Source organism: Staphylospora marina, assembly GCF_003856495.1.
GTDB classification, from domain to species: domain Bacteria; phylum Bacillota; class Bacilli; order Thermoactinomycetales; family Thermoactinomycetaceae; genus Staphylospora; species Staphylospora marina.
The window spans coordinates 233,018-247,889 of the sequence record NZ_CP034118.1; the positions used below are offsets into that span (position 1 = coordinate 233,018).

17 protein-coding genes are annotated in these 14,872 nt (G+C 57.0%); 14 read left to right on the forward strand and 3 right to left on the reverse strand.

The window, feature by feature from the left end; all coding sequences use genetic code 11:
- Positions 1-631: 631 nt before the first annotated feature.
- A complete protein-coding gene (locus EG886_RS01305; RefSeq protein ID WP_164491576.1) occupies positions 632-1,213 on the reverse strand; it encodes a TVP38/TMEM64 family protein in 582 nt (193 codons plus the stop codon).
- Positions 1,214-1,475: 262 nt separating this feature from the next.
- Between EG886_RS01305 and EG886_RS01310 the strand changes: the two genes are divergently transcribed.
- Positions 1,476-3,020, forward strand: a complete 1,545-nt coding sequence (locus EG886_RS01310) for a N,N-dimethylformamidase beta subunit family domain-containing protein (protein ID WP_338134651.1) — start codon at positions 1,476-1,478, stop codon at positions 3,018-3,020.
- 110 nt (positions 3,021-3,130) lie between these two features.
- Here EG886_RS01310 and EG886_RS01315 read toward each other — a convergent pair whose 3' ends face one another.
- On the reverse strand, positions 3,131-3,589 hold the full coding sequence (locus EG886_RS01315; RefSeq protein ID WP_124726459.1) for a hypothetical protein: 459 nt from the start codon (positions 3,587-3,589) through the stop codon (positions 3,131-3,133).
- A 33-nt stretch (positions 3,590-3,622) separates the two neighbouring features.
- Entirely contained in the window at positions 3,623-3,910 is a 288-nt protein-coding gene (locus tag EG886_RS01320; protein WP_164491577.1) for an antibiotic biosynthesis monooxygenase family protein, read from the reverse strand.
- Positions 3,911-4,162: 252 nt separating this feature from the next.
- Here EG886_RS01320 and EG886_RS01325 point away from each other — a divergent pair, with 252 nt between their 5' ends.
- From EG886_RS01325 to sigB, 13 genes are all read left to right on the forward strand, one after another.
- Positions 4,163-5,074: an ABC transporter ATP-binding protein gene (locus EG886_RS01325; RefSeq protein ID WP_124726461.1), complete on the forward strand. Its 912-nt coding sequence runs from the start codon at positions 4,163-4,165 to the stop codon at positions 5,072-5,074.
- On the forward strand, positions 5,071-6,174 hold the full coding sequence (locus EG886_RS01330) for an ABC transporter permease (RefSeq protein ID WP_124726462.1): 1,104 nt from the start codon (positions 5,071-5,073) through the stop codon (positions 6,172-6,174). Before EG886_RS01325 ends, EG886_RS01330 begins: the two co-directional genes overlap by 4 nt.
- Before the next feature lie 4 nt (positions 6,175-6,178).
- A complete protein-coding gene (acpS, locus tag EG886_RS01335; protein WP_124726463.1) occupies positions 6,179-6,592 on the forward strand; it encodes a holo-ACP synthase in 414 nt (137 codons plus the stop codon).
- 154 nt (positions 6,593-6,746) lie between these two features.
- On the forward strand, positions 6,747-8,297 hold the full coding sequence (locus EG886_RS01340) for an NAD(P)H-hydrate dehydratase (RefSeq protein WP_124726464.1): 1,551 nt from the start codon (positions 6,747-6,749) through the stop codon (positions 8,295-8,297).
- Between the two features lie 38 nt (positions 8,298-8,335).
- Entirely contained in the window at positions 8,336-9,361 is a 1,026-nt protein-coding gene (locus EG886_RS01345; RefSeq protein WP_124726465.1) for an outer membrane lipoprotein-sorting protein, read from the forward strand.
- 155 nt (positions 9,362-9,516) lie between these two features.
- The gene (locus EG886_RS01350) at positions 9,517-9,948 is read left to right on the forward strand and encodes a hypothetical protein (protein WP_124726466.1); all 432 of its coding nucleotides are present in this window, start codon (positions 9,517-9,519) and stop codon (positions 9,946-9,948) included.
- Entirely contained in the window at positions 9,929-11,143 is a 1,215-nt protein-coding gene (gene alr / locus EG886_RS01355; RefSeq protein ID WP_241154338.1) for an alanine racemase, read from the forward strand. Before EG886_RS01350 ends, alr begins: the two co-directional genes overlap by 20 nt.
- Before the next feature lie 192 nt (positions 11,144-11,335).
- Positions 11,336-11,644 (forward strand): CopG family ribbon-helix-helix protein, encoded by a 309-nt coding sequence (locus EG886_RS01360; protein WP_124726467.1) that lies wholly within the window; start codon positions 11,336-11,338, stop codon positions 11,642-11,644.
- A 5-nt stretch (positions 11,645-11,649) separates the two neighbouring features.
- Positions 11,650-12,000, forward strand: a complete 351-nt coding sequence (locus tag EG886_RS01365; protein ID WP_124726468.1) for a type II toxin-antitoxin system PemK/MazF family toxin — start codon at positions 11,650-11,652, stop codon at positions 11,998-12,000.
- Positions 12,001-12,154: 154 nt separating this feature from the next.
- On the forward strand, positions 12,155-13,165 hold the full coding sequence (locus tag EG886_RS01370) for a PP2C family protein-serine/threonine phosphatase (RefSeq protein ID WP_124726469.1): 1,011 nt from the start codon (positions 12,155-12,157) through the stop codon (positions 13,163-13,165).
- Positions 13,166-13,207: 42 nt separating this feature from the next.
- Positions 13,208-13,543, forward strand: coding sequence for an STAS domain-containing protein (locus EG886_RS01375; RefSeq protein WP_124726470.1), 336 nt, complete (start codon positions 13,208-13,210; stop codon positions 13,541-13,543).
- Positions 13,540-14,025, forward strand: coding sequence for an anti-sigma B factor RsbW (gene rsbW / locus EG886_RS01380; RefSeq protein WP_124726471.1), 486 nt, complete (start codon positions 13,540-13,542; stop codon positions 14,023-14,025). The genes EG886_RS01375 and rsbW overlap by 4 nt, the downstream gene beginning before the upstream one ends.
- A complete protein-coding gene (gene sigB, locus EG886_RS01385) occupies positions 13,988-14,773 on the forward strand; it encodes an RNA polymerase sigma factor SigB (protein ID WP_124726472.1) in 786 nt (261 codons plus the stop codon). The genes rsbW and sigB overlap by 38 nt, the downstream gene beginning before the upstream one ends.
- Positions 14,774-14,872: the final 99 nt, after the last annotated feature.

Genomic DNA, 14,872 nt, shown 5'->3' on the forward strand with positions numbered 1-14,872 from the left:
TCAGGTGTGATCAGGAATCAGGTGGGAGCCACCCACTCATCCTCTGATTTCGATTTTAGGAAATAGAATGTTAAGATTCAAGGATTTTTTGTGAACAATACAAACTATCTAATGATTTTATTTACCTTTTTTTAAAGAGGATAACGGTTCGGTGGAAATTTCCCGGTGACCCAGGCATTTCTTCGTCGGGGCGCGCATTCAACGGCGGATTTCTTTCGTGGTGTGGTCCGGAATTCCGGTGAGCACAAGAAAGTCGAAGTCAAAGAATGGGGGATTTTTCATTTATTCTCATAAATGGATCCATTCCTCTTGTCATAATGATAACACGATATCATTTGTGACAAAAAGAAGTATGTTTCTTATGGACTCGATTTCGTGAAGCTTCCGGGATTCGGGAACTGCTTGCGGCAGGCGGGCGGAATGGAGAGCGGCGGGCCGCCCCGCAAAGGTGACGGGGATTGGGAGCCATCCGGTCCTTTCCGGAGGAAGGCGGCTTGGCGGGTGAGGAATCCCGGATGGAAAAGCGGAAAGGGAACGGATCGGTGGCACGAAGCACCGGGCGTGGTGCCCGGGGAAGGGACCGATCCGGAAGTTGCGGGGAATTGGAAGGTCGCGGGATTCCCGGAGAGGATCAGCGAAGCGGTTTGTTTCTTTTTCGGAACCAAATGAACGCAAGGCCCGTGACAAGGATTCCCAGGATGAGCCGGCCCCCGTGTTCGTCCGGGTGGATCAGACCTTGGCTGATCAAGGTTTCCAACAGCAGAGAAGGGACTTTGCCGATCGCGGTGGACAGCAGGAACACCCCGACGGAGGCGCCCGTCAAGGATGCGGCCAGATTGACGGCTCCGGAAGGCATCAAGGGAAGCAGACGGGCCATGAGCAAGGCGGCAAACTTGTCTTTGGAAGACATTTCGCTCAAAGTCTTCACCCAATTCCAATCGAGATGCTTGCGCAGACCCGCTGCCCGGATCCCCTTGCGAAAGAGGAGGAATGCCAAAAAAGACCCCAGGATTTCCCCGCACCATGAAAGAAAGAAGCCGAGCCAGGGGCCGAAGAGAAGCACGTTGACGGCAGTGACCGCCACGGAAGGAATGAAGCCGAGAAGATTCACCGATGTTCCCGTCACCACGGCGGCGGGAATTCCCCAGATTCCCAGATCCCCGAGAAAGGCGGCCAGTTTGTCTGACAGATGGAAATCCAATTTTAATATCAACCTCCGACAACCTGTTTCCGGAAAAAATCTCAATTTTTGGACATACACCCGAAGGGATGGGGCCGCATACCCGGGGAATGTCCGGAAACGCAAGAAGGAAGCGGCAGAAGAAACTACGGAAAATGAAGGAGAATTTTTGTAAAATGAAGAAAATGCCTTGTCGTTGGAAGGGCCCGTACTATAATAGTATATATATGATTTTCAGATTTTGAGAATATGATCCGACAGAAACAGGGAAATGGGGAAACGTCCTGTGGACAAGATGGAATGGCTCCGCCGATGGACGGATGAAAAATTCGGCAAGGAATACTCAAGACGTCAATTGTTGAAAAAGATCCCGCATGCCACCGCCATGCTGCTCGGATCGACATTTTTGTCCCGTGAGCTTTTCTCCCGATACATGGCGGACGCGGCATCGCCCAAAGAAAAAGAGCCCCGCAAAACGCAAGAGGTGTTTCAACGGCCGGCTCATTTGGAAACGCTGGACGTCGTGGCGGAAAACAGGAAGCCGGGGAGTGAGCGGTGGAAAATCACGAATCCGGCAGGAAACCGTCTGCAGGGATATGCTTCGGCGGAATCCGTCGTCCCCGGGGAATCCATTACGTTTTACGTGCACAGCGAAACACCGTTCCAAATGGAAATTTACCGGATGGGATGGTACGGAGGCAAGGGCGGCCGGCACATGACCACGCTGAACGGATTTCAGGCCTCCCCGCAAAACCTTGAGCCCGATCCCGAAACCTATGCCGCCGATTGGACGCCGACATTGGAATTCCGGGTTCCTTCCGATTGGCCGACCGGATGTTATCTGGTCAAACTGGTGGATCAGGACGGACGCGAAGCGTACATCTTTTTCGTGGTCCGGCAGCAGGTGCCCGCCGGGGATCTGGCCGTTCTCCTGAGCACAAACACGTACCAGGCTTACAACAACTGGGGCGGAAAAAGTCTGTACGGTTACAACAGCACCCGGGGCGTTCAGGCGCACCAAGTTTCCCTCAACCGTCCCTACCGCAGTTATTACGGTTCCGGACTGTTTTTCCAATTTGAATACAACCTGATCCGATGGCTGGAAATGGAAGGATACTCCGTCACCTATCTGACGGACATGGACCTTCACCATCGACTCCTCGAAACCTCCTACGTGTATGCGCTGATCATTGCCGGTCACAGTGAGTACTGGTCGATGGACATGCGGAAAAGCGTGGAACATCTGACGGCTTCCCGCATGAATTTGGCCGTGTTCAGCGCCAACTGCGCCTACTGGCAAATCCGACTGGAGCCGGACAAATACGGCCGCGCAGATCGGGTCATGGTTTCCTACAAACAATTTGCCGTGGAGAAGGATCCGCTGGCGAAAATCGATCCGCTCAAAACCACCGGCCTGTTTCGCCAAGCGCCGGTCAACATGCCGGAAGACCGGATGTTCGGCATCATGTATTCGGGAATTCCGGACGCACCGGCTCCGCTGGTGATCACCCGGGCGGACCATTGGTTGTTCGAAGGCACCGGTCTGAAAAACGGCGACCGGATTCCCGGCGTGGTCGGGGGCGAAGTGGATTCGTACGGGGGACAATTGCCCGGCGTGGAAGTGTTGGCCGCTTCTCCGGTCATGCTTTACGGGAAGAAAAAAGATGCTCACGTGATCTGGTGGAAAAAACCGACCGGAGGGAAAGTGTTCGCGGTCGGTACGTTTTACTGGAACTGGTTCCTTGACCCGATTCATCACACCCAACAGGCCAAGGAAAACGAAACGATCCGGCGAATCACCAGCAATGCGCTGTTGGCCCTGATCGATCGGGCGCTGTGAACAAAGACCCGGGATCCAAAAAGGGATTCCCGGGTCTTTTTGCAGGAGAGAACGGTTCCGGAAAATGCCGAAGCAGGCATTCGTGGCAAAATGGTGCGGAAGCCCGCTTCTTATACCAGTTTCACCGTGACGAAGAAGATGAGAACCGTCATGACCAGGAGCGACAGATTGAGCACTTGGATGTACCGTTTGAGGATGGACGCCGTTTGCCCGGAATCCTTGGCTTCCCTTGCCTGTTTCAGCCATTTTTTGCCCAGATAGGCGACGAAGACGATGTACAGCAAGACGAGCAGACTTCCCAGACGCTCTTTCACCAGAAGGTACAAGGGGGTTTCCCCTCCGCCCATGCGCTGAATCAACAGATACACGCCGGTGGCCAGTGCCAGAATGGACACGGGCAGATACATGGTCATGTTCCAACGTTGCACGCGTCCGAGTGTGTCGTTCATCTTGTCGATGTCCCCGGAGCGAACGGCATCCCGGAGAACCATTGCCATGACGGAAACACCCCCGAACCAGGAGGCGACCAAAAGAACATGCAGGAACAGTGCGATTCCAAAACTGGTCATGACATCTTGCTCCTTTCGGAAATTGAGCGGGAGTTACCCGATGACCACGAAGTATCTTGCCGGATTGCTTCCGCCGGCGTTTCCGCTCCGGCCGCCGTGAGCGTTGCGGAAATGATCGCTTTCCAACCAGGTGCGGAAAGAAGCGGGCGAATCGAACACCGTCTCGGCGATCACGTGGGAACCGTCCTCTGCTTCCAGCAGCCGGAAGGAAATGAAACCGGGAACCTGTTTCATGGATTCCGGCGCTTTGGCGAATCGCTCTTTCAACTCGGCGAGATGCTCCGGCGAACGGATGTCAATCCGGTTGTTCACTTGGTACATGGAGGGTTCCTCCCGTCTGAAAGTGTGAGTATCCATTCATACCATACACCAAAAGTCGGGAGCAAGACAAACCGCCCGGCGGTGATGTGCCGTTCAGATGATGACAAATCGGTGACGGATTTTTTTTGAAACGGATGTGTTCCGAAGGGTATATTGGAGGTGGACAGGCTAAGCACGGACGGTTCGGGTTCGTCCGCCGGTCCGGGAATTTCGGTAGACACACGAAATACGATGTGATGATTGGGGGATTCCATGATCAAAGTTCAAGGATTGACCAAAACCTACGGGGACCAGACGGTGGTGAAAGGAATCTCGTTCGAGGTGCGCGAACGGGAAATTTTCGGACTGTTGGGGCCCAACGGTGCCGGAAAAACGACGACGCTGGAAATGATCGAGGGACTCCGGACCCCCGACGCCGGATCGGTGGAAATCGACGGGGTGGACGCGGTGAAGCACAACCGGAAAATCAAGGAGTTGATCGGTGTGCAACTTCAGGCGACCGCCCTGTTTGATCATCTGACCGTCAGAGAGAGTCTCCGGCTGTACGGAAGTTTTTATCCGCGCACCAGACCGCACGGGGAGATCCTGGATGCATTCCGGCTTCGCGAGAAAGAGCGGACGCTGGTGAAGCACCTGTCGGGAGGTCAGCGGCAGCGTCTGGCGATCGCGTTGGCGGTGATTCACGATCCGAAAGTGATTTTTCTGGATGAACCGACGACGGGGCTGGATCCCAAAGCGAGGCGGGATTTGTGGGACATTGTCCTGCAGCTGAAAGAAGAAGGACGGACGGTGGTTCTGTCGACGCATTACATGGAAGAGGCGGAAGTGCTTTGTGACCGGGTGGCCATCATGGACTCCGGAAACCTGATCGCCTTGGACACGCCCGCGGGATTGATCCGGCAATTGTCGTCGGAGAGCCGGATCGAATTTGTGCTTCAGGAACACGCACATGAACGGGAGTTGGAGAGCTTGCCCGGCGTCAAACGGGTTCACCGGGAAGAAGGAGACCTGGTGGTGCTGCATGCGGACAAGTTGGAGGAAACGTTGGGAGGACTGTTGAACTGGGCCGGGGACAGAGGCATTTCCCTGACGGGACTCCGAACCCGTTCGAAAACGCTGGAAGACGTGTTTCTGGAACGCACGGGAAAGAGGTTGAGCGAATGAAAGCATATCTGGAACTGGTCCGGGCGCAACTTCTCCTGTTCGCCCGCAACCGGAACATCCTGATCTTCTCCTTGTTGATTCCGGTTCTGATCATCTTGTTGCTCGGCGGGCTGGGAGGCGACGGAAACGATTTTTCCGTCCGTCTCGGGATTCATGATGCGGACCGTTCGGCCGAATCGGTCCGGTTCTCCGGAGAACTGTCCAAAATCGAAGGTGTGAAGTTGACCCAAGGCGAGAAAGAGAATCTGCTCCGGGATCTGCGAAAAGGGGAACTGGACCTCGTGCTCGAAATCCGTTCGGGCTTCGGGCGGGATCTTCGGAACGGACAGCCGTCGGCCGGGGAAAGCCGGGTCGTGCTGTACCTGGACAAGAGCAACGCCGCCATGGCCCGGATGGGAACGGATCTGATCGGCATGAAACTGGACGCGTGGAACAAGGAACGAACAGGGTACCGGCCCCTCATCTCGATGGACGTCGCCGACGTCCGGGGGAACCGGCTGGGTTACATCGACTTTCTCGTTCCGGGGATTCTCGCGCTCATGATCATGAACAACAACCTGAACGGCGTGGCTGGCGCGATCGCGTCGTGGCGGGAGCGGGGCATTTTGCGCCGGATGCAGAGCACCCCCTTGTCAAGTGCGTCGTTCATCGCCGGGCAAATGACGGCCCGCGTTCTGCTGGGCTTCGTGCAGGCGGTCGTCGTCCTGCTGATTTCGCGATTTGTGTTTGACGTGAACGTGGAGGGATCGTGGGGGCTTTTGTTTCTGTTGATCCTTCTGGGGACGCTCACGTTCATGTCGATGGGATTCATCATCGCGTCACTGTCAAGAACCCCGGAGACGGCCGGGCCCATCGCCGGTCTGATTTCATTTCCGATGATGTTTGTCGGGGGAATCTTTTTTCCGCTCAGAGATATGCCGGACATCTTGCAGCCGGTGGTTCATGCTCTTCCCATCAGTTGGTTGAGCACCGCATTGCGGCAGGTGATGAACGAGGGAGCCGGATGGACGGATGTGCTCATGCCGGGGGGAGTTCTTCTGGCGTGGCTGGCGGGTTCTTTTTTGGTGGCGGCACTCACGTTTCGCTGGGATGTGAAATGAGCTCATGATTTGGGGAGTCGGCACCGATTTGGTGGAACTTCGGCGGATCGGAAAAGCCGGTGTGCTCCGGCTGGCCCGAAGAATCCTGACGGATCGGGAAAGGGAGCACCTTCCCGGAACGGATCTCCGGCGACTCGAGTTTGTGGCCGGGCGTTTTGCGGCCAAGGAAGCCGTGGCCAAAGCGTGCGGAACGGGAATCGGGGAATTTCTGTCATTCCGGGATATCGAGATCCTGAGCGATGCCCGCGGCAAGCCGCAGGTCAGACTCCATGGGGAGAAACTCCGAACGCTGTGGCAGGGGGCCCGGGTGAGGGTGCATGTGTCCATTGCGCACAGTGACGGCCATGCCATGGCTTTTGCCGTGGTGGAACACGTGCAGAATGATTCCCTGCGGCCGGCGGATGCCGAAGATGTCTGAAGAGGCCCGGGATTCCCGGATGAGACGGGAATCCGGGTTTTTTCATGCCGTGATGCCGGTGCCTTCGGGAACGGACGAGGCTTCCTTGGTCCGGTGCGGGCATATCCATTCCCGGGTGGACATACATTTACAATGCGGTTAGGAGGGACAGACCTTGTATCTGGTCACCGCGGAGGAGATGCGCGAGCTGGACCGGCAAACCATCGAACACTACGGCATTCCCGCCGTTGTGCTCATGGATCACGCCGGGAAAGCCGTGGCTTCGGAAATCTTGAAGCGACACCCCCGGCCGGGGCGGGTCACCATCCTGGCGGGAACGGGAAACAACGGGGGAGACGGATTCGCGGCCGCCCGTCATTTGCGACTGGGCGGCTGGGACGTGAGCGCCTGGCTGGTGGGAGAGGAGAGAAAACTGACTTCCGGGGCGAGGGTGTTTCATGACTCGCTGAACAAATGGGAAACGGTGAAAACGTTCCGCCCCGATCGCGAGGAGGAGCTCATCGCGGATCTTCGCCGGGCCGATGTCGTTCTTGATGCATTGGTGGGAACGGGGGCCCGCGGACCGCTCCGGCCGTTGATGGCGCAAGCGGTCCGGTTGCTGGAGGGGCATCGTCCCCGATGGGTCTTCTCCGCCGACATCCCGAGCGGAGTGGACACGGACACGGGAAACGTGTCCGGGGAGGCGGTTCGCGCGGATGTGACGGTCACGTTTCAATATCCGAAATGGGGTCACTACCTGCGCCCCGGCGCGGATCACGCGGGTGAAACCGTGGTGGCGGACATCGGCATCATGCCCCCGCATCCGGGTTCTTCCCTGGAACCGAAGTCGCGGATCAATCACCCCGGACTGTGGCGGGAGCATCTCGTTCCGAGAGATCCGTGGTCGCACAAGGGGACGCACGGACACCTGCTGATCATCGGAGGAGCGGAAGGAATGCCGGGAAGCGTTCGGATGGCCGCGGGGGCCGCCTGGCGGGCGGGAGTGGGGTATGTCACCCTGACGGTGCCCGAATCGGAGCGAATGACCCAGCAGGCGTCCGCCGTTCAGGAAACGGTGTGGAGCTGGCCGGGGCAGGGAACGTTTCATCCCGACAGCAGCGAATGGTTTTCCCGGAGAAAAAACCGTTTCTCCGCCGTGGTTGCCGGCCCCGGACTCGCCCGGTTTCCCGGAGAGGACGTTTGGCTGCGAAAGCTGTTGGAACGCGTGGATGTCCCGCTGCTGTTGGATGCGGACGCACTCAACATCCTGTCGGATCATCCGGAGCTGGAACCCTTGCTTCGCGACCGCTTGACACCGGTCGTGCTCACCCCCCATCCCGGTGAAATGTCGCGTCTTCTCCGGACACGGACGGCCATCGTGGAATCGGACCGCCCGGGCGCGGCCCGAACGCTGGCCGGACGGACGGGTGCCGTGGTTGTGCTCAAGGGAAGATACACCCTGATTGCGACGCCGGACGGACGGTGCATCCTGAACACCACCGGCGGTCCCGCCCTGGCCAAGGCGGGATCGGGCGATGTTCTGTCCGGATTGGTCGGGGCATTGCTCGCCCGGGGAATTCCCCCCGTGCAAGCGGCGTCGATGGGGGTCTGGCTGCACGGGCGGGCGGGAGAGTTGTGCGGCCCTCCCCATTCGGTGACATTCGCGAATCTCCTGGAAGCCATCGGTCCGTTGTTCGCCGATTTGTCGACAAAGGTCCCTGACTAACCGACACATTTCCCGGGAAATGGACGGTGAAGTCGAACATGTGTCGGAGATTCCGGTTCCTTGCCGCAATGATGTTGCTGGCGGCCCTGGTGCTCGCCGGTTGCGGAACCAAGGATGCTCAGGACGTGGTTCGTGAGCTCTCCAAACGTTCGGAAGAACTGGAGTCCTACATGAGTCACGGAAAAATGACCATCCTGACCGGCAAGGAACCCCAGGAATACGATGTGGAAGTCTGGTACAAAAAACCGGACCATTACCGTGTGGCCCTGAAAAACCGGAAAAAAGACGTGGTGCAAATTTTGTTGCGCAATCAGGACGGGGTCTACGTGTTGAGTCCCCATCTGAAAAAAAGTTTCCGGTTCCAGAGCGACTGGCCCAAGTCCAGCGGTCAGGTGTACCTCTACCAGTCCTTGTTGGCAAGTATTCTGGATGATCAACAGCGGGTGTTTGAAGCCAAGGGCAAGGAATACAAATTTGAAGTGTCCGCCAAATACCCGTTCAGACAAAACGGTGTCAAGCAGCGCATCCTTCTGGACGAGGATCTGAACCCGAAGCGTGTGGAGGTCCTGAATGAAACCGGACAAGTGCTGGTGACCATGGAGTTTGACCGGTTCCAACCGGACGCTTCGTTTGACGCGGATGCATTTGAAATGCAGCGAAACCTGAATTCGGTGACACCGGAGTCGCGGGAAACGCTGGCCGGAGCAAAAAATCAGCGGAATGAAGCCGTGGCGGCCGTCGCACCGGGATACATCCCGGAAGGAAGCCGGCTGGTGGACGAACAGACCGTGAAATCCCTGGATGGTGAAGTGGTGATCATGCGGTTTGCGGGCAAGACGCCGTTCACCCTCACGCAGAGACATCCGCGGGCGTCCGCGCAGGGGATTCCCGCTCTCGGCCACCCGGTGGATCTGGGCGGCACGGTCGGAGTTTTGCTGGAGTTGGGCGACAGAAAGCGGCTGTCCTGGATTCATGACGGCATCGAATTTGAGTTGCTCGGCGAACTGGGGACGGAAGACATGATGGCCATCGCCGCATCCACCATCGACCAACCCTCCAAGTGACGGATGGTTCGCCGCGTTCATTTGGCGGGAGAACATCGCAAGGGCACCGAAAGGGGAGCGAAGAATGACGTTCGCCTCTTTTTTTTGTGTGCCGGTTTGAAACTCTGGTATAATAGTGCCAGTTTCAACCCTATTGCGAAGGATGAACGACTTCGATGGCGAAGCAACCGCTGATGGTGGAACGCACTTCATACTTGACGCTTTTGTACAGGAAAAGCCCGTTGCTTCGGGCACTGGAAACGGGTCTCTTTCTGGCGGGCTTCGCTCTTTTGTTTCTGCGGTTTTCACCGGAAAGCCCGGAGCTTCTCCGGTGGTCCGTGGCTTTGGCCGTGATCGTGCTGACGGTCACTCCCGCCGTGTATCTCCTGGCGGTCATGCCGACGTACACCCTGTATCCCGACCGTTTGGTGGTTCGCAAGGGAAGGCGGGAAGAGGAATGGCCGCTGGCGGAGATGGAAAAGGAATACGGTCTCCCGTACATCTACACCGTTCGGGGACGCCGGGTGCATGTGCTGGCGGGAAACCGGTTTTTGCAAGAGCTGAACGTTCGCTTGGAAGGGGTCAAACGTGGCTGGAATCATCAATGACTTCCCGCCGTATGCGCGGGATACCGTCGTGGAAGTGAATTTGGATGCGATCGCGCACAATGTCTCCGCTTTCCGGCGACATCTGCCGGCCGGAACGGAAATCATGGCCGTGGTCAAAGCGGATGCATACGGGCACGGGGCAATCCCGGTGGCGCGGGAGGCGCTTGCCGCAGGAGCCACCCGGATCGGTGTGGCCTTCGTGGATGAAGGGATTCAGCTCCGGCGTGCCGGCATCACGGCTCCGGTCCTCGTGCTGGGATACACGCCGCCCCGCGCGGCGGAATATGCCCTTGCCCACGACCTCACGCTGACCGTGTATTCGGAGGAAAGTCTCGAAGCGGTGGAACAGGCGGCCGCCCGCCTCGGGACCCGGGCAAAGATTCATGTCAAGACGGACACCGGCATGGGGCGCATCGGTCTCAAGCCGGGAGAAGTACTCCCCTTTGTGAGGAAGGCACTGGCTTGTGCCCACGTGGAAGTGGAAGGATTGTACTCCCACTTTGCCACGGCCGACGAACGGGACACCGCGTATGCCCGCCGTCAGGAAAGGGAGTTTGCCGGGATTGTGGAAGAAATGAACCGGGAGGGCATTCGGATTCCGGTTCTCCATCTTGCCAACAGTGCCGGTGCGATCGCGTTTCCCGAAGGGGCCAACAGCTTGATCCGCTTGGGAATCAGCATGTACGGGTTTTATCCGTCCGCCGAAGTCAATCGCGAATCGGTGGCATTGATGCCGGCGCTCTCGTTCAAGACCCGGATCGTTCATCTGCACCGTCCGGCCGAAGGGACGGGCATCAGTTACGGACGAACTTACATCGCCCGGGGGGACGAAACCATCGCCGTGATCCCGGTTGGATACGCCGACGGATTCAACCGGCTTTTGTCCAACCGGGGGTTTGCGCTCGTGCGGGGCCGGCGCGTGCCGGTGGCGGGGCGCGTGTGCATGGACCAGACGATGCTGGACGTTTCTTCGGTGATGCCGGTGAACGTCGGCGATGAGGTGGTGCTCTACGGCGTCCAGGGGGACGAGAGGATCACGGTGGACGAAGTGGCCTCGCTGTTGGGAACGATCCATTACGAAGTGACATGCATGCTGGGAGCGAGAGTTCCCCGCATTTACATGAAAAACGGAAAACCCGTTCACATCGTGAACCGGTTGACCCAGCATCCGTCGAAACCGCTTGATCTTGCGTGACGGGAAGGCTGCATCGGTGCGGTTCGGCAAGTGTCGGTCGGGCATGCCTTGTCTTTATCCAAGTTTCGGGAAGGAATTTTCAGTACGAAGACGAATAGAGTAGACTATGTGTCATCATATGGCTCTTCCTTATGTAGGAAATGAAAGTATATTTTTGCAACCACAACGTCATAATGCTAGTATTGATAGGGAATGCATAACGGTGATGATTGGTTGGGGGTGCTTCAGTTGTCCGGTACCAAGCGAATCATGATCAGCCTGCCAACGAATCTGCTTCAGGAAGTGGACGGGATCGTTGCCCGGGAGAATCTGAGCCGCAGCGAAATCATCCGCCGAGCGATGAAGATGTATGTGCAGGAACGAAAGAAACGCATCATTCGCGAAATGATGCAACGAGGATACATGGAAATGGCCAGGATCAACCTCAACATCGCTTCCGAAGCGTTCGCGCTGGAAGAAGAGGCTGAAGACACTTTGGACCGTTTGGTTAGCGGGGTGTAACGGGCTTGATAGTCAAACGTGGCGATGTGTATTTTGCAGATCTCTCCCCCGTGGTCGGATCCGAACAAGGTGGGGTTCGGCCCGTCTTGGTCATTCAAAACGATATTGGGAACCGGTTCAGCCCCACCGTCATCGTCGCCGCGATTACCGCCCAGATTCAAAAGGCCAAGTTGCCCACCCATGTGGAGATCGACGCCAAGACGTACGGTTTTGACAGGGATTCCGTCATCTTGCTGGAACAGATCCGGACGATTGACAAGCAACGCTTGACCGACAAGATCACGCATCTGGATGAGGAAATGATGAACCGGGTCAATGAAGCCCTGATGATCAGTTTGGGCATCATCGATTTCTGAGAATGGAAAAGGATTCCGTTCTCTTTTTTGTTTCCGGAACTTTTGTTGAAAGAACGGCTGTGTTATCGTAAAGGGGGGGATATTTCAAAATCATCTGATCCCATGTTGCGATCTTCCCCCGTTTTCATTGATGTGTGATCAAGGAGCCTTACACATGGACGACCGTCTCAGACGATATTACGAAAAATTGCTGGCATCCCACATGAAAGACCCGCGCGAAGATCATTTGTACAGCGCCGGGCAACTCAGCAAGTGGTTCATGGAGAAACGCATTCCTCCCGAGGAAGTGATCAATCTCCACATTTCCACCGTTCGCAAGCTGGTTCCCGACCTGCCGCCGGAAGTGACCCACTCTTTCAATCTCCTGCTGGAAGTGATGGTGGGATACGGCTTGGCATACCGCGATCGCGAACACCTGATGGATTTGCACCGGGAACTGGAAAACGAGATCGAAGTGGCGGTCGGCATGCAGCAAACGTTGCTTCCATCCGCTCCCCCCGACCCCCCGGGACTGGAGATCGGCGTGCTCAGCGTGGCAGCCAGGCAGATGAACGGCGATTATTACAACTTCGTGGATCACGGAAACGGTCTCCTCGGCGTGGCCGTTGCCGACATCATCGGGAAAGGCATTCCCGCCGCCCTGTGCATGTCGATGATCAAATACGCCATGGACCGGTATGACGACCAGGCTCTTTCTCCGTCGGAAATCCTGCGCGGTCTCAACACCGTCGTGGAGCGCAACGTCGACCCCAGCATGTTTATCACCATGATTTACGGGGTATATGACACGTTGAACCATGAATTCCGCTACGCCACGGCCGGACACGAACCCGGTCTTCATTATTCCGCGGCTGAAGACGGATTTCGGGACCTGGAAACCAAAGGCTTGATCCTCGGTGTGCTCCGCCATGTCGATTATCCGGAATTTACCGTCCGGCTTGATCCGGGAGATGCCATCATCCTTTTTTCTGACGGGGTGACCGAGTGTCGGCTGGAAAACGGTGATTTTCTGGAACGGGATACCCTGATCGCCGTCATCCGCGAACAGATCGATCTTCCGGCCCAACAGGCCGTGGAAGCGATTCATCAGCGGCTTTACGAAATGAGCGGTTACCGGATCCGCGATGACCAGACGATCCTGCTCATCAAGAGAAGCACGGACTGACACCGCATGCCGGGAAGCTTCATCGGACAGGAGGTTGATCGAATGAATCTGACCCTGAGAGAAACCATAGACAAGGATCAGACCTTTATTCTGCACGTTGCCGGGGAAGTGGACGTCTACACGGCTCCCGCCCTGAGGGAAAAGCTGCTTCCCCGGTGTACGGGAGATCGGAAGGTCGTGGTGGATCTGTCGGGAACCACGTATATCGACAGCACCGGGCTGACCGTGTTGATCGGCGCCTGGAAGTCGCAAAAAGGGTCCGGAGGCAAGTTGGTCGTCACCGGATTGAACGACCGGCTTCGCCGATTGTTCCAGATCACCCGACTGGAAGACCACATCGAGATTGAAGAACGAGTGCAGGAGGATGGCCAATCATGAGAGAAAAGCCCCTGGATTGGGTCAATTTGACGATTCCCGCCAAACCGGATTATGTGGGGATCGCCCGCCTAGCCGTCTCCGGGATCGCCAACCGGATGGGTTTTTCCTATGACGATATCGAAGATTTGAAGCTGGCCCTTTCCGAAGCATGCACCAATGCCGTGGATCATGCCTACTGCGGAGGTGAAGGGGAAATCGAGGTCAGCTGCAACATCTTCCCCAACCGTCTGGAGATCGAGGTGGTTGACCGGGGCACGAGCTTCGACGTCAAGGAGGTGGAAGAGCGGACGGGACCGATCGAGCCGGATCCTTCCAACACCTTGAGGGAGCGGGGGCTTGGACTCTACCTGATGAAAACGCTCATGGACCACGTGGATATCAAAGGAGACAACGGCGTCATCGTGACGATGACCAAGTATATCCGAAAGGACGTGGTGGAATCTCATGCCGATCCGTCCGCAACATTCCCCGCTGACAGATGAACAGGTGTTGGAGCTGATTCAGGCATTTCAACGGGACGGGGATGGAGGGGCACAGGCGCGGCTGGTGGAGCATTTTCGTGAACTGGTCGAAACGCTTGCGTTCAAATTCGCCCGCGGTTCGGAAACTCACGAAGACTTGGTCCAAGTGGGAATGATCGGGCTGATCGCTTCTATCAAACGCTTTGATCCCACCATCGGCCGAAGCTTCGAAAGCTTTGCCGTTCCCACCATCGTCGGTGAAATCAAACGCCATATCCGGGACAAAACCTGGAGTGTGCATGTGCCGAGGAGAATCAAGGAACTCGGACCGCGGATCAAAAAAGCGGTGGAAGATCTGACCACCCGTTTGCAACGCTCGCCGAGAGTGGATGAAATCGCACGGTATCTGGGCGTCAGCGAAGAGGACGTGCTGGAAACGATGGAGATGGGGCGCAGTTACAACGCCGTGTCCGTGGACAGCCCCATTGAGGCCGGCACGGACGGCAGCCAGGTCACGCTCCTGGATCTCGTCGGACAGGAAGACGAGGGGTACGACCGGGTGGACCGGAGACTCCTTCTGGAGAAGGCGTTCCATGTGCTGAACGACAGGGAGAAGGAAATTTTGCGAATGACCTTTTTCGAAAATCTCAGCCAGAAGCAGGCGGGTGACCGGCTGGGGATTTCCCAGATGCATGTTTCCCGGCTGCAAAGGCGGGCGCTTGAGAAAATGCGCAAAGCGATCCGGATGGAAGTTTCGGAAGTCATTTGACCTTCATCTTCGTTTTTATCCGAACCGCTCGCCGGGATGAGTCCCGGCCCGAATTCGTGTCACAGGCTCCGGGGCGCGGACGGTTTTTTCGGCCGCTTC

Excerpts from the sequence above, each read along its gene's own strand:
- EG886_RS01315 (WP_124726459.1), bottom strand. The coding sequence starts at position 3,589 with ATGACCAGTTTTGGAATCGCACTGTTCCTGCATGTTCTTTTGGTCGCC.
- EG886_RS01345 (WP_124726465.1), top strand. The coding sequence starts at position 8,336 with ATGTGTCGGAGATTCCGGTTCCTTGCCGCAATGATGTTGCTGGCGGCC.
- EG886_RS01360 (WP_124726467.1), top strand. The coding sequence starts at position 11,336 with ATGCATAACGGTGATGATTGGTTGGGGGTGCTTCAGTTGTCCGGTACC.
- EG886_RS01370 (WP_124726469.1), top strand. The coding sequence starts at position 12,155 with ATGGACGACCGTCTCAGACGATATTACGAAAAATTGCTGGCATCCCAC.
- acpS (WP_124726463.1), top strand. The coding sequence starts at position 6,179 with ATGATTTGGGGAGTCGGCACCGATTTGGTGGAACTTCGGCGGATCGGA.
- EG886_RS01320 (WP_164491577.1), bottom strand. The coding sequence starts at position 3,910 with ATGTACCAAGTGAACAACCGGATTGACATCCGTTCGCCGGAGCATCTC.
- EG886_RS01310 (WP_338134651.1), top strand. The coding sequence starts at position 1,476 with ATGGAATGGCTCCGCCGATGGACGGATGAAAAATTCGGCAAGGAATAC.
- rsbW (WP_124726471.1), top strand. The coding sequence starts at position 13,540 with ATGAGAGAAAAGCCCCTGGATTGGGTCAATTTGACGATTCCCGCCAAA.
- EG886_RS01375 (WP_124726470.1), top strand. The coding sequence starts at position 13,208 with ATGAATCTGACCCTGAGAGAAACCATAGACAAGGATCAGACCTTTATT.
- EG886_RS01330 (WP_124726462.1), top strand. The coding sequence starts at position 5,071 with ATGAAAGCATATCTGGAACTGGTCCGGGCGCAACTTCTCCTGTTCGCC.
- EG886_RS01325 (WP_124726461.1), top strand. The coding sequence starts at position 4,163 with ATGATCAAAGTTCAAGGATTGACCAAAACCTACGGGGACCAGACGGTG.
- sigB (WP_124726472.1), top strand. The coding sequence starts at position 13,988 with ATGCCGATCCGTCCGCAACATTCCCCGCTGACAGATGAACAGGTGTTG.
- EG886_RS01350 (WP_124726466.1), top strand. The coding sequence starts at position 9,517 with ATGGCGAAGCAACCGCTGATGGTGGAACGCACTTCATACTTGACGCTT.